The following is an 18,981-nucleotide window of genomic DNA, read 5'->3' as shown; positions in this document are numbered from 1 at the left end:
CATGACAAACGTACGGGTCCGTTTCTGCCCGTCACCCACCGGGACACCGCATGTCGGGCTCATCCGCACGGCGCTGTTCAACTGGGCCTACGCCCGCCATCACGGGGGCACCTTCGTCTTCCGTATCGAAGACACGGATGCCGCAAGGGATTCCGAAGAGTCCTATCAGGCACTGTTGGATGCGCTGCGCTGGCTCGGACTCGATTGGGACGAGGGGCCGGAAATCGGTGGGCCCTATGCGCCCTACCGGCAGTCGCAGCGACGCGAAATCCACCGTGACGTGGTGCAAAAGCTCATCGACGCCGGTGAGGCGTACGAATCCTTTTCCACGCCAGAGGAAGTCGAGGCGCGTCACAAGTCGGCCGGACGTGACCCGAAACTCGGTTACGACAATTTCGACCGCGACCTCACCACGGAGCAGATCGAGGAATACAAGGCGGCCGGCCGGGGGCCGGTGGTGCGACTGCGAATGCCCGATACCGATATCACCTGGCACGATCTGGTGCGCGGCGAAACCACGTTCAAAGCCGGCTCCGTTCCGGACTACGCGCTCACCCGCGGTACCGGCGATCCGCTCTATACGCTGGTCAACCCGGTCGACGACGCGACCATGCGGATAACCCATGTACTGCGCGGTGAAGATCTGCTCTCGTCTACACCGCGGCAGCTCGCGCTCTACGCCGCGCTGCGGCGTATCGGGGTCGCCGATTTCACTCCCGAATTCGGCCACCTGCCGTTCGTGATGGGTCAGGGCAACAAGAAGCTGTCCAAGCGCGACCCGGAGGCCGATCTCTTCCTGCACCGCGAACGCGGATTCATTCCCGAGGGGCTCCTCAATTACCTCGCGCTACTCGGCTGGAGCATCGCCGACGACCACGATGTGTTCTCCATGGACGAGATGGTGGCGGCCTTCGATGTATCGAAAGTGAATTCGAACCCGGCCCGCTTCGACCAGAAGAAGGCCGATGCGATCAATGCCGAACACATCCGTTTGCTGGAGCCGGCCGATTTTGCCGGACGGTTGCGCGCATTTTTCATACAGCACGGATATATAGGTAGCGGAACGGACGAAAAGATTTTCGCCGTGGCCGCGGATCTGGTGCAGACACGTATTGTCGTCCTCGACGACGCATGGGGTCTGTTGCGATTCCTCTTCGCACCTGCGGACGAGTTCACCATCGACCCCGCCGCGGGTAAGAAGAATTTGGGATCCGACGCCGTCCCGGTATTGGACGCCGCAATTTCCGCACTCGAACCGCTGCCCGCCTGGACCGCGCCCGAGATCGAGAACGCACTGAAAGTCGCGCTCATCGACGGAATGGAATTGAAACCACGCAAGGCATTCGCGCCGGTGCGGGTTTCGGTCACCGGATCCCATATCAGCCCGCCGCTCTACGAATCGATGGAACTGCTGGGCCGCGAGCTCACCGTGCAGCGACTGCGCGCGGGCCGCGAATGGGCGCCGCCGGCCGAATGAGGTTCGGGGGTACGAGGCCGTCCGCGGTGCTGCCGGGGGCGGTCTCGGCTTCCGCCGCCGCGTGAACGCCCGGTCCGTGGCTCCGCAGCGACCGTTACCCACTTGATGTGGCCGCGTGACCAGCCGATTTGTAGTTTCCCCCGAGCAGTTTGGTACTCTCTTTCTCGGCCGGAACGACGGTGCCTCCGCAGCCAGCGGTGAAGCCGAAAGCCCAGGTCATTGGGGTATGGTGTAATTGGCAACACAGCTGATTCTGGTTCAGCCATTCTAGGTTCGAGTCCTGGTACCCCAGCGGAGATCGCTCTCAGCTTCATCGTCCAGATGCGGTACGGAACGAGTTTTCCAGGCGATTTGGTCGCCACCGCCCGGTCGGTTACGCTGATCGAGCTTCGGATCGAGAGATCCACGATCCACTCCAGCCAGGAGTTGATCACAAGTCCTGGCCCCGTCGTCTAGCGGCCTAGGACGCCGCCCTCTCAAGGCGGTAGCGCGGGTTCAAATCCCGTCGGGGCTACTCAGCTGACAGGCTCATGCTCATGGAGCATGAGCCTTTGCTGTTTCCGGGGGCGCGCCCCCGCATCCCGTCCAGGCGGGCTCGGCGCCCCCCTGGACACCCTCTGCGGACCGGAAACAGTCCGGTGCCGGGGCTGCGCCCCTGGGCCCTTCACGAACTGAGTACCTTCGGAGGTTTTGCCGGGGCTTGCGCCCCTGGAGCCCCGGCGTGTACGCGAGGGTAGGCGGGAATCGAACTGATGGTCCAGGGCGCCGTCATCTCGGCCGAACACGTCGGCGCGGGTGAACTGCCGAACGCCGGGGTTGCCCCGGAACCCCTGGCGGGGTCTGGTTGTTCGCGAGGGCGATACGCGGTTCGCGGCCCTGAAACCCCGCGGGTGCGCAGCGACCGGACCATTTCGGCTCGGTGAGCAGGATCACCTTCCTGGTACCGGTCGCAGATCGTGTCGGCCGCCCGCCGGGCTCGCGGCTGGGCGAAACTCCGCATCACTTCGGCCGCCGGACGAGTTTCAGCACAGGATCGTCGCCCGGATCCGGGTCGGTGGCGGCCGGTCAGAGGTGGCTTTCGGAGGTGGGGGCGAGTTCCGGGTGCTGTCGACGGACAGCACCCGGGGGTGATCAGTCTTCCAGGGCGTTGGCGGTGGACCCGCCCAGTGGCATGGCGGGGAGGCCCAGTTTGCGGTGGTCCCAGCTGCGGATACGGTCGGGGACGATACGGACCGCCACCCGCTTGTTGAGCATGCCCTCGACGTATTCGCGCATATCGTCGGTGTAGGGGCCGGTGTAGCGCTCCCAGACGCTGACTCCGACGGCGAACAGTTTCTCGGGGTCGTCGATGATCTCGGCGTGGCCCTCCAGGGAGACTCCGCGCAGCGTGTCGTAGGTTTTCCCGGCCTCGACCATGCAGGTGACCGTGGGGTTGCGGCGCAGGTTGACGGCCTTCTGGGATTTGCCCTTGGTCTCGAACCACAGCTCGGGGATCGCGTCGGGCCGCCCCGGATCGGTGATCAGCGCGTACCACATGGCGGTGAGGTGTGGTTTTCCGTCCGCCCCGAGGGACGCCAGGGTGGCGACGCGGCTGCGGGTGAGGAAATCGGTGATCTCGGTATCGGTCATCACGATCTGTGACCGTTGGTTCACTCCCATCAGGTCACCATAAGTGACGGCATCTGCCCGCCGCTCAGAGTCGGCGGTGCAGGGCATCGGCGGCGGCGACCAGATCCGCTGCCCAGCGGGCCCCGGGGCGGCGGCCCATCCGGTCGATGGGGCCGGATACGGAGACCGCGGCGACCACCGCGCCCTGCTGGTCGCGGACCGGCGCCGAGACGCTCGCGACCCCGGCCGCGCGTTCGCCGGCGCTCTGCGCCCAGCCGCGTTTGCGGACCTCGGTGAGGGTGCGGTCGGTGAACATCGCCTCGCCCAGCACGGTGCGCTGCAGTTCGGGATCGGCCCAGGCCAGCAGTACCTTGGCCGCGGATCCCGCGGTCAGCGGCAGGCGGGAACCGATGGGGACGGTGTCGCGGAGCCCGGCGGGGGGTTCGAGGGCGGCGACGCAGATACGTTCGTTGCCCTCACGGCAGTACAGCTGCACACTCTCGCCGGTGATCTCGCGCAGCCGGGGCAGAATCGAGCCCGCGGCCTCGAGCAGCGGGTCGGCGGCGCCGGTGGCGAGTTCGGCGAGGGCGGGGCCGGGGCGCCAGGCGCCGTTGCCGTCGCGGGCCAGCAGGCGATGGGTTTCCAGGCCGACGGCGAGGCGGTGCGCCGTTGCCCGGGGCAGGCCGGTGCGCTCGCACAGTTCGTTGAGACCACACGGCTGCTCGGCGACCGCATACAACACTGCCACCGCTTTGTCCAGGACGCCGATACCGCTATGCTGTCTCATAGAACGATATTAGCGTCCTGCATTCTGAGATGCCATTGCGAACAGCCCAGGTGGCGTCCAGGACGGGGTCGCATGATTCCAGCTAGCGCGTATCGATGCCGGGCAGGCTCGGCATCGATACCCAGCCCGAGAGGTGATCGCAACAATGCCACGTACGCTGGCCGAGAAGGTATGGGAACAGCACGTCGTCGCCCGCGGCGAGGGTGAGGGCGAGGCGCGCGAACCCGATCTGATCTACATCGATCTGCATCTGGTGCACGAGGTGACCAGTCCCCAGGCCTTCGACGGTCTGCGGGCCGCCGGCCGTCCGGTGCGCCGCCCCGATCTCACCATCGCGACCGAGGACCACAATGTCCCGACCGTCGATATCGATAAACCCATCGCGGACCCGGTCTCCCGCACCCAGGTGGAAACCCTGCGCCGCAACTGTGCGGAATTCGGTGTGCGGCTGCACCCGATGGGCGACCGTGAGCAGGGCATCGTCCACGTCGTCGGACCGCAGCTGGGGCTGACCCAGCCGGGTACGACTGTGGTCTGCGGTGACAGCCACACCTCCACCCATGGCGCCTTCGGCGCGCTGGCCATGGGAATCGGCACCAGCGAGGTCGAGCATGTGCTGGCCACCCAGACTCTTTCGCTGCAGCCGTTCAAGACAATGGCCATCACCGTGGACGGTGCGCTGCCACCGGGAGTCACCAGTAAAGATCTCATTCTCGCGGTTATCGCCGAAATCGGCACCGGTGGTGGGCAGGGCTATGTACTCGAGTATCGCGGTGCCGCCATTCGCAATATGTCGATGGAAGCGCGGATGACAGTCTGCAATATGTCCATCGAAGCCGGCGCCCGGGCCGGAATGATCGCACCGGACGAAACCACCTACGAGTTCCTGAAAGGCCGCCCCCACGCTCCGCGGGGCGCGGAATGGGACGCCGCGGTCGAGGCCTGGGAGGCGCTGAAGACCGACGAGGACGCGGTTTTCGACCGGGAGGTGCATATCGACGCGAGCGTGCTGACTCCGTTCGTCACCTGGGGCACCAACCCCGGCCAGGGCCTGCCGCTGGGTGCGAACGTCCCGGACCCCGCCCAGATCGCCGACGAGTCCGCGCGCGAGTCCGCGGAGAAGGCGCTGCGCTATATGGATTTGACCCCGGGTATGCCGCTGCGCGACGTCACCGTGGACACCGTTTTCGTCGGATCCTGCACCAATGGCCGGATCGAGGACTTGCGGGCCGTGGCCGGGGTCCTGAAGGGTCGCAAGGTCGCCGCGGGTGTGCGAATGCTGGTGGTACCGGGCTCGATGCGGGTGCGGGAACAGGCCGAGACCGAGGGACTCGGCGAGATCTTCACCGCGGCCGGAGCGGAATGGCGCCAGGCCGGCTGCTCGATGTGCCTGGGGATGAACCCCGATCAGCTCGAGCCGGGCCAGCGCTGCGCCTCCACCTCGAACCGGAACTTCGAGGGCCGGCAGGGCAAAGGCGGCCGGACCCACCTGGTGTCGCCGCTGGTGGCCGCCGCGACCGCGGTACGGGGCACGCTCTCGGCGCCCGCGGACCTGAACTGAGCCCGTCTTATATCGAAACTCACTTATAGCTGACACAGGAGAAATGCGATGGAAGCCTTCACCGCGCACAAGGGGATCGGCGTTCCGCTGCGCCGGTCCAATGTCGACACCGACCAGATCATCCCGGCCGTCTATCTGAAGCGCGTCACTCGTACGGGATTCGAAGACGGCCTGTTCGCCGCGTGGCGCGGCGAACAGGACTTCATTCTGAACACCGAACCGTACAAGCAGGGCACGGTCCTGGTGGCCGGGCCGGATTTCGGTACCGGATCTTCCCGTGAGCACGCTGTATGGGCGCTCATGGACTATGGCTTTCGGGTAGTTATCTCTTCACGTTTCGCCGACATCTTCCGCGGTAATGCAGGCAAGGGCGGTCTACTGGCTGCGCGAATGTCACAGAATGATGTCGAAATGCTCTGGAAGTTGCTCGAGGAACAGCCCGGACTGGAATTGGTTGTGGACCTCGGGGCGCGCACGGTGACCGCGGGAACCATCGTGTTGCCGTTCGATATTGACGACTACACCAGGTGGCGCCTGTTGGAAGGTTTGGATGACATCGGCCTGACGCTGCGGCGTAGCGATGTGATCACCGAGTTCGAAAAGACAAGGCCGGCTTGGAAACCAAAGACCCTGCCGGAACCTATTTCGCGGGCGTAATGTTCTCGGCCTCTTAGAGGCCGCCCAGATGTCGTGGTAGCTGTGCGTGTGCTAGACCACATGAATTTTGGCGTGGCACATAGACTCTTGCCCATTGTGGGTTTACCGTGGTACCTAGTCGGTCCGACGACGGGCCATTAGTCTGCGGAGGATTCAATGAACAAGGCGGAACTGATCGACGTTCTGACCGAAAAGTTGGGTACTGACAGGCGCACGGCCACCGCGGCAGTCGAGCACGTGGTCGACACGATCGTGCGCGCGGTACACAAAGGGCAGAGCGTCACCATCACCGGATTCGGTGTGTTCGAACAGCGTAAGCGGGCAGCTCGGGTCGCGCGGAATCCGCGTACCGGGGAAACCGTCAAGGTGAAGCCCACTTCGGTGCCGGCGTTCCGGCCCGGCGCCCAGTTCAAGGCGGTTATCGCCGGTAAACAGAAGCTCGCGGCAACCGGCCCCGCGGTGAAACGCGGTGTCAATGCTCCTGTGGCGGCCAAGAAATCCACAGCGAAGAAGACAACGGCGAAGAAAGCCGCCGCCAAGAAGACCGCCACGAAGGCGCCCGCCAAATCAACGGCACGTAAGACGGCCACCAAGGCGCCGGCCAAGAGCAGCGCCGCCAAGAAGGCGGCCACCAAGACCGCGGCTCGCAAGACGGTGGCGAAGAAGACCACCGCCAAGGCCACCAAGGCCACCGCCGCCAAGAAGGCCCCGGCCAAGAAGACCACGGCCGCCAAGGCCACAGTGAAGAAGACGGCCGCCGCGAAGCGGACTCCGGCCAAGAAGACCGCCAAAAGGGCTCGCTGACCCGCGGGCCAGGCGTGCCGGCAGCGCATCGATTTCAGCGCGGATCCCACCGGATCCCATGTGCCCGGCCCGCTCGTGTGGCACCGCCGCACTGTTCGACCCCACCGGATCCCGGGTGCGAGCCAGCACCCGCGGACGGCTAGAGACAACGCGAACGGTTCTCGGAGACGCGAAACCGGGACGTGCCACGGCTCGGCTACTCGCGACTCACACAACCGGAACGCCGGACGGACAAGCCCCCGGGCGATCCCCGGGGGCGTAACCGTCTTTATCACCGGCCGCCCGGCCGGCCGCGGTGCTACGCGGTGACGGCGGGCGCGGTATCGACCGACAGCGATCGGTCGAGATGATCGGCGGCCACCAGTCGGTCGCCCGAGAACGACAACACCCAGACCGATCCCTTACGGGTCCGCGCGGGCGACAACCGCATCCCGTCCTGTTCGGTCCACCAGCGGACGAGATCCGGAATGGTGTCACCCTGGCTGCACAGCACCCGGACCCGCTGCGCGGAGACCAGTGACCGGATCCGGTCTCGCGCTTTGTCGGGATCGGCGGCGTAGCCGATATCGCCCAGCAGCGGTTCGATCTCCACTCCGACGCCGAGTTCCTCGGCCAGGGGCGCCACCGTCTGCACACAGCGCAACGGTTCGGCCGAATAGATCTCCTGCGCGCCGAACGCCAGCAGATTCGGTACCAACGCCAGCGACTGCCGGTAGCCGGCCAATTCCAGCGGGCGTTCTTCGTCGGGGCCCTTGTACCGGTCGCGCCGTCCGGCCTTGGCGTGCCGCACCAGCAACAGAGTGTGGGTCGCGGCCGGTAACCGGGTGAACGCCCGCACGATCTGCCGGTCCATCGGATACGACAGCTCCGACATCACCGTGTTCAGCGGACACCAGACGAGTTCGTCTACCTCGCTGTTGGCGCTGAATTCCCCGTCGACGACCTCGGCGGCCCAATAGTCGACCCGTTTCATCTTGCGGTGCCCGGTGATCGGATAGGTCACCTTGCCGAGGTAGCGGCCCAGCCGGGGCCGCAGCCCGGTCTCCTCCTCGGTTTCCCGGAAAGCCGCCAGCACCGGGGACTCACCGGGGTCGAGTTTGCCCTTGGGCAGCGACCAGTCCTGATATTTGGGGCGCCGGATCACGGCGATCTCCACGCCGCCCACGGAACCGGGTGCCTGCCGCCACAACACGGTCCCGGCGGCGAGAATATTGGGTGGTGTCCGGGGATCCGGATAGGACGGTCGGGTGTGTGTGCCGTTCACTGCTGATCCGGGCGGCGTAGTCGCATGAGCGCCACCTGATGGTCGCGAACCGCGATCCCGTCACCGTCGGGACCGGTACCCGCCCCGTCGGGACTGGATTTCCAGTTGCCGTCGGGGTCCAGGACCCAGCAGCGTGTCATCGGGTGCAGCGCCGATTCCAAGATCTCGTCGAGGCGTTCGCAGAGTCTCGGATCCTTCACCTGGGCCATGACCTCCACCCGGCGATCCAGGTTGCGGTGCATCATATCGGCGCTGCCGATCCAGAACTCGTCCTGTGCCCGGAAGTTGAGGAGCCGCGAATGCTCCAGGACGCGGCCCAGAATCGACCGCACCTCGATGTTCTCGCTCATCCCGGGGACGCCCGCGCGCAGCCCGCAGATACTGCGCACCACGATCTGTACCGGCACCCCGGCCTGGGAGGCACGGTAGAGCGCGTCGATGATCTGCTCGTCGACCAGCGCGTTGGCCTTCAACCGGATCCCGGCCTCGGCACCTGTTCGGGCCAGTTCGATCTCCCGTTCGATCCGGGCGACGATCCCGGCGCGGATACCGTTCGGAGCCACCAGCAGATTGCGGTAATCGGATTTACGGGAGTAGCCGGTGAGCGAATTGAACAGGTCGGTGAGGTCGGCGCCTATTTCGGGTGCCGCGGTGAGCAATCCGACGTCCTCGTACAGGCGCGCGGTTTTGGGGTTGTAGTTGCCGGTGCCGATATGGCAGTAGCGGCGGATGGTCGAACCCTCCCGGCGCACCACCAGGCAGGTCTTGCAATGGGTTTTCAGCCCGACCAGGCCGTAGACCACATGCACGCCCGCCTGTTCCAGGGTGCGGGCCCATTTGATGTTGGCCTGCTCGTCGAAGCGCGCTTTGATCTCCACCAGCGCCACCACCTGTTTGCCCGCCTCGGCGGCGTCGATGAGCGCGTTCACAATGGGAGAATCGCCGGAGGTCCGGTACAGGGTCTGTTTGATGGCCAGCACTTGCGGGTCGGCGGCGGCCTGTTCGATGAAGCGCTGCACGCTGGTGGAGAACGAATCATAGGGGTGGTGCACCAGCACATCGCCCTCGCGCAGCGCCTGGAACACATTGCGCGGCGTCTCGCGTTCGCCGAACGCCGGCGGGGTCGCGGGAACGTAGGGCGCGTCCTTGAGGTTCGGGCGGTCCACCCCGTACACCTGCCACAGGCAGGACAGGTCCAGCAGGCCGGGGACCTGGATGACATCGGCGGGGTCGACCTCGAGCTCGCGCAGCAGCAGATCGAGCATATGCTCGGTCATATCGTCGGAGACCTCGAGCCGGACCGGGGAACCGAAGCGGCGGCGCGCGAGTTCGCGCTCCAGCGCCTGCAGCAGATCCTCGTCGCGGTCCTCGTCGACCTCGAAATCGGCGTTACGGGTGATCCGGAACGAATGGTGCTCCACCACGGTCATGCCGGGGAACAAATGCTCCAGATGTGCCGCGATGAGCGCTTCCATCGGCAGGAAAGCGGCGATGCCGCCGCCGCTGGGTCCTGGCCGGCGTACCCGGACGAAACGGTCCACATTGTCGGGGACCTTCACCCGCGCGAAATGTTCGCCGCCGGTGGTCTCGTCCTGCACGGTTACCGCGAGATTCAGGCTCAGGCCGCTGATATAGGGGAAAGGATGGGCCGGATCCACGGCCAACGGGGTCAATACGGGAAAGACCTGGTCCTGGAAATGCGCCGACAGTCGTTCCCGTTCCGCATCGGCGAGATCGGCCCAGTCGATGATCTCGATACCCTCTTCGGTGAGCGCGGGCAGCACTTCGGTGAGGAAGACTTCGGCGTGGCGGACCGCGAGATCCTGACTGCGGGCCGCGATGAGCGCGAGTTGTTCGTTGGGCGAGCGGCCGTCGGCGGAGCGCACCGAAAGCCCCGTTTCGGCGCGGCGTTTGAGACCGGCGACGCGGACCATATAGAACTCGTCGAGGTTCGAGGCGAAAATCGCCAGGAATTTGGCGCGTTCCAGCAACGGCAGCGAACTGTCCTCGGCCAGGGCCAGGACGCGGGCGTTGAAATCGAGCCAGCTCAACTCCCGGTTCAAGTAGCGATCGGCCGGCAAACGTGGTGTGTTCCCGTCTGCCGGTATCTGGGTGGCGGCCGGAGGCGGGGTCGGGAGCACCTGCTGCTGCTTGATGGTTTCCGTATCGCTCACGCCTACGATCATTCCCTACCGAACGGTCACCGTGCATGTGCCGTAGATGACTGTTATCTCGCGTTCACGTGGTAGTGGCCCCTCATCGGCAGCTGGACGGAGACCGTTCACCGACCGCGCACGCGGCGCCAGCGAACGGGGAGCGCGCTCAGCACACCTGGGTGACGGCTTCCCGCATGTGATGTGGCCAGCCGAGTTCGTCCAGCAGTGCGGCGGTAACGGGGCCCGCCCCCAGTGCCTGCGCCGCCGCCAGATCGTCGGCCGTATCGACATCGTGGCGTAACCCCGGCCAGTCCCCATGTAACAGGACCGCACCGTCGTCCCGGTGACGGTGTGCCGAATCCCGTCCGAACCGGGGCCGTAGCGCCGTCCCGGCCGGAGCCAGCAGCGCGGCGGTACCGGTACCGGCGTGGTCGGCGACGAACGCACGGGTGCCGGCGGGCGCGGCCGCCAGGACCGCGGACAACTCCGCGGTGCGCAGGGCCGGCAGATCGGCCTGCAATGCCAGCAGACCCACCTCGCCGTACCGGGCCCGCAGGGTGGCCGCGGCAGCGGACAGGGCTGTGTTGAGACCGTCGAGGTCGGTGGTGAGGCCCCGGGGTTCGGGGTGGACGGCGGCACCGAGCGCGCGGGCTGCGCGTGATACCGCGGGATCAGGGGTGACCACCGTGATCGAGGCGATCTCCGGGGCCGCCGTGGCCGCGCGCACGGTATCGGTCAGCATGGCCAGCACCAACCGGGATCGCTGCGGCGGGGCCAGGACTCCGGCCAGCCGGCTCTTGGCACTTTCCAGGGTTTTCACCGCGATCACGGCGTGCACGGTGTGCGGGCACATGGACCCATCCTGTCATGGCATATTGGGCTGATGACGAGGGCGGCGGTACTGGGCGCGGGATCGTGGGGCACGGCGTTCGGGAAGGTGTTGGCGGACGCGGGAACCGAGGTGACGATCTGGGCCCGCCGGCCCGAGGTCGCCGAGGCGTTGGCCACCGATCACCGCAACCCCTACTACCTGCCCGGGGTGCAGTTGCCGCCGGTCGCGGCCACCGACGACTACGCGCGGGCGCTGGACGGCGCGGATATCGTGGTCCTCGCGGTGCCGTCGCAATCGCTGCGGTCGAATCTGTTGGTCTGGTCACCGTCGATCGGCCCGGACGCCACACTGTTGAGCCTGGCCAAAGGGATCGAGACCGGCACGCTGCTGCGGATGAGCGAAGTGATCGCGGAGGTCAGTGGTGCCGCGCCGGAGCGTATCGCGGTGCTGTCGGGTCCCAATCTGGCCAAGGAGATCGCCGCCGGGCAGCCCGCGGCCACGGTGATCGGCTGTACCGACGCCGAACGGGCCGCCGCGGTACAGCGGGCCTGCGTCACCGGGTACTTCCGGCCCTACACCAACACCGATGTGATCGGCTGCGAACTCGGCGGCGCCTGTAAGAACGTCATCGCTCTGGCCTGCGGGATCGCTTCGGGAATGGGTTTCGGCGACAATTCTCTCGCCGGACTGATGACCCGCGGACTGGCGGAGATCATCCGCCTCGGTGTGGCGCTGGGCGCCGAACCCGTGACACTGGCCGGGCTGGCCGGTATCGGGGATCTGATCGCGACCTGTACCTCGCCGCTCTCGCGGAACCGGTCGTTCGGACAGGTTCTCGGTAGCGGCGGGTCCATGCAGGCGGCGCAGGAGGCCACGCACGGCCAGGTCGCCGAAGGGGTGAAATCGTGCACATCGGTGCGCGCGCTGGCGGCGGCGGAGCAGGTGGAGATGCCGCTCACCGAGGCCGTACACCAGGTATGTCACGAAGGTCTGCCGGTGCAATCGGCGCTGGAGAAGCTGCTGGGCCGCCGGATAAAACCCGAATAGCCGCACCGGCGCCTCCGGCACGGTTGACGGGGGCCCCGGCAGGGTACGGTTCGGACATGAACCGGATCAGGGTGGCCGTAGTCTTCGGCGGACGCAGCAACGAGCACACGGTGTCGTGTGTCTCGGCGGGTGCGGTGCTGCGGAACCTCGATCCGGCGCGTTTCGAGGCGGTGCCGATCGGGATCACCCCGGAGGGCACCTGGATGCTGGCCGGTGGCGACGCCGCCGAACTCAGCAGGCACGACCGTACCCTGCCCTCGGTCACCGGCGGCGGCCCGGAACTGATCCTGGCCGCGGATCCGAGCCGGGCCGCGAAATTGGTCGTCCTCGACGATCCGCACACCGGGCTCGATGCCATCGATGTGGTGTTCCCGGTACTGCACGGAGCGTTCGGCGAGGACGGCACCGTGCAGGGCATGCTCGAACTGGCCGGGATCCCTTACGTGGGGCCGGGGGTGCTGGCGAGCGCGGCCGGTATGGACAAGGAGTTCACCAAGAAACTGCTCGCCGCCGACGGATTGCCGGTCGGTGTGCAGGTGGTGTTGCGGCCGGGTACCGCCACTGTGGCGCCCGCGGAGCGTGAGCGGCTGGGGTTGCCGGTCTTCGTGAAACCCGCCCGCGGCGGTTCGTCGATCGGGATCACCAAGGTCACCGACTGGGCCGATCTCGACGCTGCCGTCGCCGCGGCGCGCGTCCACGATCCGAAGGTGATCGTGGAAGCCGGGATCGTGGGCCGCGAGGTCGAATGCGGTGTGCTGGAGTTTCCGGACGGCCGGGTGGAAGCCAGTGTGCTCGCCGAGATCAGGATGCCCGAGGATCTGGCCGATGCCGACGCCGGTGAGGAACCCGGTCCCGCCTTCTACGATTTCGACACCAAATACCTCGACGATGTCTGCGAATTCGATGTGCCGGCCAAACTCGACGACGACATCTCCGACGAGGTCCGGGCGATCGCGGTTCGTGCCTTTCGCGCGCTGGACTGCCAGGGCCTGGCCCGGGTCGATTTCTTCGTGACCGAGGACGGTCCGGTGATCAACGAGATCAACACCATGCCCGGTTTCACACCGATCTCGATGTATCCCCGGATGTGGGGCGAGACCGGTATCGGCTACGGGGAACTGCTGACCACGCTGGTGGAAACGGCGCTGGCGCGCGGTACCGGTCTGCGCTGACAGCTCAGTTCGGGAGTTCGCCCGGATCGAGCGGCCGTACCGGCAACTGTGCGGTGACGGTGTCCGATATCGTCTGCAGGGGCGTCGGCCCGGACCCGTCGGGAACCGTGAGGGCGATATAGGTTTCGCGGTCCACCACGAACCAGGTGGCCGTGGCGGCCGCGTCGTCGCGGACCTCGAACCACTGCACACCGTTGACCACCTGTAACGGGGATGCCCGGTTGAATTCCAGCGGCCGGTCGAGGCCGCAGCGCAGCACGATCGGCTCGCCGCCGTCGGGTAACTGCCACGCTGTCGTCGCCGCGGGTGCGGGTTCGACCAGGGTCGAGCGGGTGTAGTCGCCGAGGTCGGCGGGCAGTGCGGGGAGCAGGTCGGAGCAGGCGGGACCGTCCGCCGCGGGTGCCGGGATCGGACCCAGCGCCAGTGGTTCGCGTTCGACCGGGGTGCGCAGGGCGATCACCGCCGCGACCACCACACCGATCAGCAGTGCGATCGGCAGCGCCACCGCGGTCGCGATCAGCGCGGCCGGATATCCGGTGTGCTCGGCGTCGGTGCCGTCGGTGTCCTGGTCCGGCGATGGCTCCGGCATCCTCGGCGGTCCTTTCGTCAGTGCGGCGGTACCGCGACGCGAGGCCCGGCCGCCGCGCCTGGTCACCGGGCACAGGGTACCGTCGTGCGGGGAGTGCCGGAGTACCGGCCGGGCGTGTGGGATCGGGGATCCGCGGAGCCCGGGGTACGGCAGGCAGTCGTCGCGTCGGCCGGCGCGGGCCGCGATCCGGACTCCCGAGGCGGCGGCCGACCCCGCCGGCGGCAGTAGCGAGTGAGGAAGGTCCCACGATCAGTACCGGACCGACAGTGCGCGACCTCGGTGAATTCGCGCTCATCGCACGGATCAACGCGGGCCGCGAACAAGGACCCGCCGTACAGTTGGGCCCCGGCGACGACGCCGCGGTGCTGGCTGCCGTGCGTGGTCGCTATGTGGTGAGCACGGATATGTTGATCGAGGACCGGCATTTCCGGCTGGACTGGTCGGGTCCCGCGGATATCGGCCGCAAGGCGATCGCGCAGAACGCCGCCGATATCTACGCGATGGGCGCCGAACCGGTCGGCTACGTGGTGGGTCTCGGGGTACCGGAACGGACTCCGGTGGATTTCGTCACCGCGTTCGCGGACGGGCTCTGGTCGGAGGCGGCGCGGGCAGGGGGTTCGATCGCGGGCGGGGATATCGTGCGCAGCCCGCATCTGGTGATCTCGGTGACGGCCTTCGGTGATCCGCTGGGCGAACAACCGGTGACCCGGTCCGGCGCGCGGGCGGGCGGAATCCTCGCGATCGCCGGGCGTCCGGGCCGGTCGGCGGCCGGTTACGCCGTGCTCGCGGGCGGGCACTCGATGGAGTCCTACCCGGGCGCGGATACTGCGGTCGCCGCGCATCGTGCCCCGCGACCCCCTTACGACCTCGTACGTACCGCCATGGCCGGTGATCACCCGCCGGTGGCGCTCACCGATATCTCCGATGGACTGCTCGCCGATCTCGGGCATCTGTCCGAGTCTTCCGGCGTGGCTATCGATGTGCGTTCGGCGGTGCTGCGGGATACCGCTCTGGAGGAATTGGCCGGTTCACTGGAAGCCGATGCGCGGCAATGGATCCTGACCGGTGGCGAGGATCATGTGTTCGCCGGGGTCTGGCCGCCCGGTTCGGTTCCGCCGCCGGGATGGACCGTCATCGGCGGTATCGAGGCTGGTCGGGGGGTGACTGTCGACGGTGTGCGATACAGCGGTCCGCAGGGCTGGGAAGCGTTCTCCGGGACGGACTCGGCGAAACCGGACCACTCACGATAGGTTGTGCGGTCATGGGCACGAAACCACTCGTGGAAATCATAGATCCGGGCTGGGCGAAAGCACTGGATCCGGTCGCCGGCCGTATTGCGGAGATGGGCGAATTCCTGCGTGAAGAGAACGCCGCGGGCCGGGGGTATCTCCCCGCCGGAGAGAACGTGCTGCGTGCCTTCCAGGAGCCGTTCGAGGCCGTCCGGGTGCTGATCGTCGGTCAGGACCCCTACCCGACTCCCGGGCACCCCATGGGACTGAGCTTCTCGGTGGCGCCCGATGTTTCGCCGGTACCTCGCAGTCTCGCCAATATCTTCGCCGAATACACCAAGGATCTCGGCCATCCCACACCGAGTTGCGGGGATCTGAGCCCCTGGTCGCGCCAGGGTGTACTGATGCTGAACCGGGTGCTGACGGTGACTCCGGGCACCCCGGCCTCCCATCGCGGCAAGGGCTGGGAGAAGGTCACCGAGCAGGCGATCGCTGCCCTGGTGGCGCGCGACGCGCCGTTGGTGGCGGTGCTGTGGGGCCGGGACGCGGCATCGCTGAAACCGGCACTTGCCGCGGCGGAGGTGCCCAGTATCGAATCCGCGCATCCGTCACCGCTGTCGGCATCGCGAGGATTTTTCGGCTCGCGTCCGTTCTCCCGGGTCAACGAACTGCTGGACGAACTCGGCGCCGAGCCGGTGGACTGGCGCCTGCCGTGAGCAGGCGTCCAACGAGAAACAAGATAGAGGAGACATCATGAAACTGCGCGGCATCACCGCCACGCTCGCGCTGGGCGCCGCCCTGTCGGGCGCTGCCGGGGCGACGGCCGGAGCGGCCCCGCTGACGCTGGAACCGGCTCGCCCGGTGACCGAGCCCGCGGGCCCTATCGCCGAGGATTTCACCTCGACCGGTTCGTCGACCATCTCCGCCTCGGTGAACGCCAAGGGCGCCTGCCTCTTCCAGCGGACTCTGAGCGCCATGGACCTGGACTGCTGATTTGTCCGTTCGTACGGCGTAACGCCCGCATATTTGCGATGCTGAAAATCGTGAGTAATGCGAACAATCTGCTCGATCCCGTCCAGCTGCGGTTACGCGGCGCGGGCGGGATCGAGCTCGTTGCGGACCAGTACGGCCCGCCGGACGGCCCGGCCGTGCTGTTTCTGCACGGTGGCGGCCAGACCCGGCACTCCTGGAAGCAGACCGGTGCCCAACTCGGTGCGAGCGGAATCCGGGCGGTCACAATGGACGCACGCGGACACGGTGACAGCCAGTGGGCCTTCGATCGCGATTATCGCTACGAGGCCATGGTCGGCGATGTACTCGCGGTATTGGAGCAGCTGGGCGGTGGCCCCGCGGTCGTGGTCGGCGCCAGCATGGGCGGGATCACCGGGCTGCTGGCTACTGCCGCGCCCGGCGGCGACGGCATCTCCGCACTGGTCCTGGTGGATATCGTCACCCGGCCCGAACCCGAAGGCGTCAACCGTGTGCTCACCTTCCTGAGCAAGAACCCGGACGGGTTCGCCACCCTCGACGAAGCCGCGGACGCCGTCGCGGACTATCTCCCGCACCGGCCACGACCCGAATCCAACGCCGGACTGCTGCGCAATCTGCGTAAACGCGACGGTCGCTGGTACTGGCATTGGGATCCGGGCATTCTCGGCGACAAGTCCGCCGACCCCGATGACATGGCTCGCACCCTCGACGGTGCGGCCCGCGCACTCGATATTCCGGTACTGCTGGTGCGGGGGCTGCAATCGGATGTGGTGAGTGCCGAGGGCGCCGCCGAATTCATGGAGCTGGTCCCGCACGCGGAGCTCGTGGAGATCGGTAACGCGGCCCATACCGCCGCCGGCGACGACAACGATTCCTTCACCGAGGCGGTCGCGGGGTTCGTCATACGCTCCCGCTGAGCCGGCCGCGGGAGATCATCCGGGACATCGCCGATCAGACCTCGTATCCGGATGTGCTCCGGTGGTCCAGGTTCGCCGTCCGACCCTCGCCGCCGGGTCCTCGACAGCCGAGCGCGTATTGCGCTGGTCCTCCGGACCCCCGATCCGGGGCGTCGGTCGGCGCGACGGTGGATACCGCGCCGACCGGCGCTGAGGTCCGTCAGTTCAGGCCGGAATAGTCCGGGGCGCGTTTGGCGAGGAACGCGTCCACACCTTCGCGGCCGGTCGGGCTGCCGGCGGCCGCGCCGATCGCATCGCGTTCGGCGTCCAGTTGCTCACCGAGGGTCGCGGTGGCCGAACGGCTGAGCAGGGCGCGGATGGAGGTGTAGCTGGCGCGTGGCCCGCGTGCCAGCGTGCGTGCCAGTGCGCGGGCGTTGTCGAGGACCGCTTCGTCGTTCTCGGTGAGCCGGGCCAGGATCCCGAGGCGCTGGGCTTCCGCGGCGTCGAGCACCGCGTCGGTCAGCAGGATCTCGCGGGCCTTGGCCGCGCCCACGAGTCGCGGCAGTGTCCAGGACATACCGCCGTCGGGGCTCAGTCCGACCCCCGGATACGCGGGACGCAGCCGGGTGCCGGGACCGCCGACCGCGATATCGGCGGCGCAGACCAGGCTCATCCCGGCGCCCGCGGCCCAGCCGTGGACCGCGGCGACGACCGGTACCGGGGCGCTGTCCAGTGCCCGGACGAAAATGTGCAGGGTGTCGGCGAGTTGGTACAGGTGCGCGGAACGGTCCTGCGCCGCCGCGAAATCGCGAATATCGCCACCCGCGCAGAAGTTCGGACCCGCCCCGGTGAGCAGGACGGCACCGATATCCGCTCCGAGTTCGGCCAGGGCGGCGGTTCCCGCCGCGACTCCGGCGAAATCCAGGGAGGTGCCCTTGGCTGCGGTGGACAGGGTGATCTCCAGGACCCCGTCGTCGATGCGGACGTATTCGGCTTCGGTGCTCATGGCCGCGACATTACTGGGCGCGGTGACCCGGCGATATGGCTACCGCCGCACCATACGGATCTCGGTGGCCGTGGCGAAACGTTCGGCCCGGGTGGTGCCGTCGGGGACGAAACCGTATTTGGCGTAGAAGGCGCGGGCCCGGGGGTTGCCTTCGAAGACCCACAGCGAGCACGACCGGTCCGGTTCCAGTACCGCGTCCATCAGGGCGCGGGCCAGGCCGCTGCCGTACCACTCGGCGCGGATATAGAGGGCCTGGAGTTCCCGTTCGGCCACCGCGGGTTCGTCGCGGGGCGGGCCGTAGTGGGTGAATCCGGCGATGGTGGTGCCCGATTCCGCCACCACGATCCGCCCGGAGTGTTTCCGGGCGGTCCGCTCCCAGTTGGCGGCCCGATGGTCGAGATCGAAGGCGTCCAGGACATGGTCGGGAACCAGCCCCCGATACGCCTCGCGCCAGCAGGCGATATGGCAGGCGGCCAAGGCGCGCGCATGGGTGGGGTCCAGCGGGGCGAGCCGCCAGGAGGTATCCGCGCTGACCGGCTCGTCGGCGTGCGTACTCGTCCGATGCTCCTTCCGAAACGCGATAAGACCTCGCCCCGGCTCCTGTGCGAAGCCGGGGCGAGGTCCTATCGAAGAGCTGTGGGCGTCCTCGGGTGAAAACCGGTGACCCGGTATCAGCCGCGGACCACCTTGCCCGCCTTCAGGCAGGAGGTGCACACGTTCATCCGGCGGGTGTTACCCGGGGCGACCTGCGCCCGTACGGTCTGGATATTCGGGTTCCAGCGACGGTTGGTGCGCCGGTGCGAATGCGAGACCGATTTACCGAAGCCGGGGCCTTTGGCGCAGACGTCGCAGACGGCAGCCATAGTCGCGAACTCCTTCATGTCATCATGGGGGACCTGCCACCGG

Annotated in this window: 19 protein-coding genes and 2 tRNA genes; 12 read left to right on the top strand and 9 right to left on the bottom strand. The window is 67.3% G+C overall.

Annotated features, from left to right (window positions below; all coding sequences use genetic code 11):
- The first annotated feature begins 1 nt into the window (after nt 1).
- From gltX to IEY68_RS04460, 3 genes are all read left to right on the top strand, one after another.
- A complete protein-coding gene (gene gltX, locus IEY68_RS04470) occupies nt 2-1,477 on the top strand; it encodes a glutamate--tRNA ligase (protein WP_062995576.1) in 1,476 nt (491 codons plus the stop codon).
- Nucleotides 1,478-1,697: 220 nt separating this feature from the next.
- Nucleotides 1,698-1,769 (top strand) — tRNA-Gln (locus tag IEY68_RS04465).
- Nucleotides 1,770-1,918: 149 nt separating this feature from the next.
- Nucleotides 1,919-1,991, top strand: a tRNA-Glu gene (locus IEY68_RS04460).
- A 617-nt stretch (nt 1,992-2,608) separates the two neighbouring features.
- Here IEY68_RS04460 and IEY68_RS04455 read toward each other — a convergent pair.
- Entirely contained in the window at nt 2,609-3,136 is a 528-nt protein-coding gene (locus IEY68_RS04455) for a pyridoxamine 5'-phosphate oxidase family protein (RefSeq protein ID WP_062995574.1), read from the bottom strand.
- Nucleotides 3,137-3,170: 34 nt separating this feature from the next.
- Nucleotides 3,171-3,872: an IclR family transcriptional regulator gene (locus IEY68_RS04450; protein WP_062995572.1), complete on the bottom strand. Its 702-nt coding sequence runs from the start codon at nt 3,870-3,872 to the stop codon at nt 3,171-3,173.
- Between the two features lie 145 nt (nt 3,873-4,017).
- Between IEY68_RS04450 and leuC the strand changes: the two genes are divergently transcribed.
- The 3 genes from leuC to IEY68_RS04435 all read left to right on the top strand — a co-directional run bounded on the left by leuC (nt 4,018) and on the right by IEY68_RS04435 (nt 6,894).
- Nucleotides 4,018-5,433, top strand: a complete 1,416-nt coding sequence (leuC, locus tag IEY68_RS04445; protein WP_062995570.1) for a 3-isopropylmalate dehydratase large subunit — start codon at nt 4,018-4,020, stop codon at nt 5,431-5,433.
- A gap of 48 nt (nt 5,434-5,481) precedes the next feature.
- On the top strand, nt 5,482-6,090 hold the full coding sequence (gene leuD / locus IEY68_RS04440; protein WP_062995568.1) for a 3-isopropylmalate dehydratase small subunit: 609 nt from the start codon (nt 5,482-5,484) through the stop codon (nt 6,088-6,090).
- 156 nt (nt 6,091-6,246) lie between these two features.
- Nucleotides 6,247-6,894, top strand: coding sequence for an HU family DNA-binding protein (locus tag IEY68_RS04435; RefSeq protein WP_062995566.1), 648 nt, complete (start codon nt 6,247-6,249; stop codon nt 6,892-6,894).
- Nucleotides 6,895-7,192: 298 nt separating this feature from the next.
- On the opposite strand, the gene IEY68_RS04430 is transcribed toward IEY68_RS04435, so the two are convergent.
- The 3 genes from IEY68_RS04430 to cofC all read right to left on the bottom strand — a co-directional run bounded on the left by IEY68_RS04430 (nt 7,193) and on the right by cofC (nt 11,167).
- Nucleotides 7,193-8,158: an NUDIX hydrolase gene (locus IEY68_RS04430; RefSeq protein WP_062995564.1), complete on the bottom strand. Its 966-nt coding sequence runs from the start codon at nt 8,156-8,158 to the stop codon at nt 7,193-7,195.
- Complete coding sequence (locus IEY68_RS04425) at nt 8,155-10,344, bottom strand: RNA degradosome polyphosphate kinase (RefSeq protein WP_189094025.1); 2,190 nt, start codon at nt 10,342-10,344, stop codon at nt 8,155-8,157. Before IEY68_RS04425 ends, IEY68_RS04430 begins: the two co-directional genes overlap by 4 nt.
- Before the next feature lie 136 nt (nt 10,345-10,480).
- The gene (cofC, locus tag IEY68_RS04420) at nt 10,481-11,167 is read right to left on the bottom strand and encodes a 2-phospho-L-lactate guanylyltransferase (RefSeq protein ID WP_062995562.1); all 687 of its coding nucleotides are present in this window, start codon (nt 11,165-11,167) and stop codon (nt 10,481-10,483) included.
- A 30-nt stretch (nt 11,168-11,197) separates the two neighbouring features.
- On the opposite strand from cofC, the gene IEY68_RS04415 reads away from it, so the two are divergent.
- Together IEY68_RS04415 and IEY68_RS04410 are read left to right on the top strand one after the other, a co-directional pair.
- Nucleotides 11,198-12,193, top strand: a complete 996-nt coding sequence (locus tag IEY68_RS04415) for an NAD(P)H-dependent glycerol-3-phosphate dehydrogenase (protein ID WP_062995560.1) — start codon at nt 11,198-11,200, stop codon at nt 12,191-12,193.
- Between the two features lie 56 nt (nt 12,194-12,249).
- Complete coding sequence (locus IEY68_RS04410) at nt 12,250-13,365, top strand: D-alanine--D-alanine ligase family protein (protein WP_062995558.1); 1,116 nt, start codon at nt 12,250-12,252, stop codon at nt 13,363-13,365.
- A 4-nt stretch (nt 13,366-13,369) separates the two neighbouring features.
- On the opposite strand, the gene IEY68_RS04405 is transcribed toward IEY68_RS04410, so the two are convergent.
- Nucleotides 13,370-13,954: a DUF3515 domain-containing protein gene (locus IEY68_RS04405; protein ID WP_062995556.1), complete on the bottom strand. Its 585-nt coding sequence runs from the start codon at nt 13,952-13,954 to the stop codon at nt 13,370-13,372.
- Nucleotides 13,955-14,202: 248 nt separating this feature from the next.
- Here IEY68_RS04405 and IEY68_RS04400 point away from each other — a divergent pair, with 248 nt between their 5' ends.
- From IEY68_RS04400 to IEY68_RS04385, 4 genes are read left to right on the top strand one after another with little or no spacing between them, the layout of a single operon-like run.
- Complete coding sequence (locus IEY68_RS04400; RefSeq protein ID WP_268241618.1) at nt 14,203-15,204, top strand: thiamine-phosphate kinase; 1,002 nt, start codon at nt 14,203-14,205, stop codon at nt 15,202-15,204.
- An 11-nt stretch (nt 15,205-15,215) separates the two neighbouring features.
- The gene (locus IEY68_RS04395; RefSeq protein WP_062995552.1) at nt 15,216-15,899 is read left to right on the top strand and encodes a uracil-DNA glycosylase; all 684 of its coding nucleotides are present in this window, start codon (nt 15,216-15,218) and stop codon (nt 15,897-15,899) included.
- A gap of 37 nt (nt 15,900-15,936) precedes the next feature.
- Nucleotides 15,937-16,176, top strand: a complete 240-nt coding sequence (locus IEY68_RS04390; RefSeq protein WP_062995550.1) for a hypothetical protein — start codon at nt 15,937-15,939, stop codon at nt 16,174-16,176.
- Nucleotides 16,177-16,226: 50 nt separating this feature from the next.
- Complete coding sequence (locus tag IEY68_RS04385) at nt 16,227-17,090, top strand: alpha/beta fold hydrolase (RefSeq protein WP_062995644.1); 864 nt, start codon at nt 16,227-16,229, stop codon at nt 17,088-17,090.
- Nucleotides 17,091-17,289: 199 nt separating this feature from the next.
- On the opposite strand, the gene IEY68_RS04380 is transcribed toward IEY68_RS04385, so the two are convergent.
- The 3 genes from IEY68_RS04380 to rpmB all read right to left on the bottom strand — a co-directional run bounded on the left by IEY68_RS04380 (nt 17,290) and on the right by rpmB (nt 18,938).
- On the bottom strand, nt 17,290-18,075 hold the full coding sequence (locus IEY68_RS04380) for an enoyl-CoA hydratase/isomerase family protein (protein WP_062995548.1): 786 nt from the start codon (nt 18,073-18,075) through the stop codon (nt 17,290-17,292).
- A 39-nt stretch (nt 18,076-18,114) separates the two neighbouring features.
- Nucleotides 18,115-18,552 (bottom strand): GNAT family N-acetyltransferase, encoded by a 438-nt coding sequence (locus tag IEY68_RS04375; RefSeq protein ID WP_063916164.1) that lies wholly within the window; start codon nt 18,550-18,552, stop codon nt 18,115-18,117.
- A gap of 194 nt (nt 18,553-18,746) precedes the next feature.
- Nucleotides 18,747-18,938 (bottom strand): 50S ribosomal protein L28, encoded by a 192-nt coding sequence (gene rpmB, locus IEY68_RS04370; RefSeq protein ID WP_011210730.1) that lies wholly within the window; start codon nt 18,936-18,938, stop codon nt 18,747-18,749.
- Nucleotides 18,939-18,981 lie beyond the last annotated feature (43 nt).

The sequence above is a fragment of the Nocardia jinanensis genome, assembly GCF_014645735.1.
GTDB lineage: Bacteria > Actinomycetota > Actinomycetes > Mycobacteriales > Mycobacteriaceae > Nocardia > Nocardia jinanensis.
This window is presented reverse-complemented; position numbering and strand designations above follow the sequence as displayed.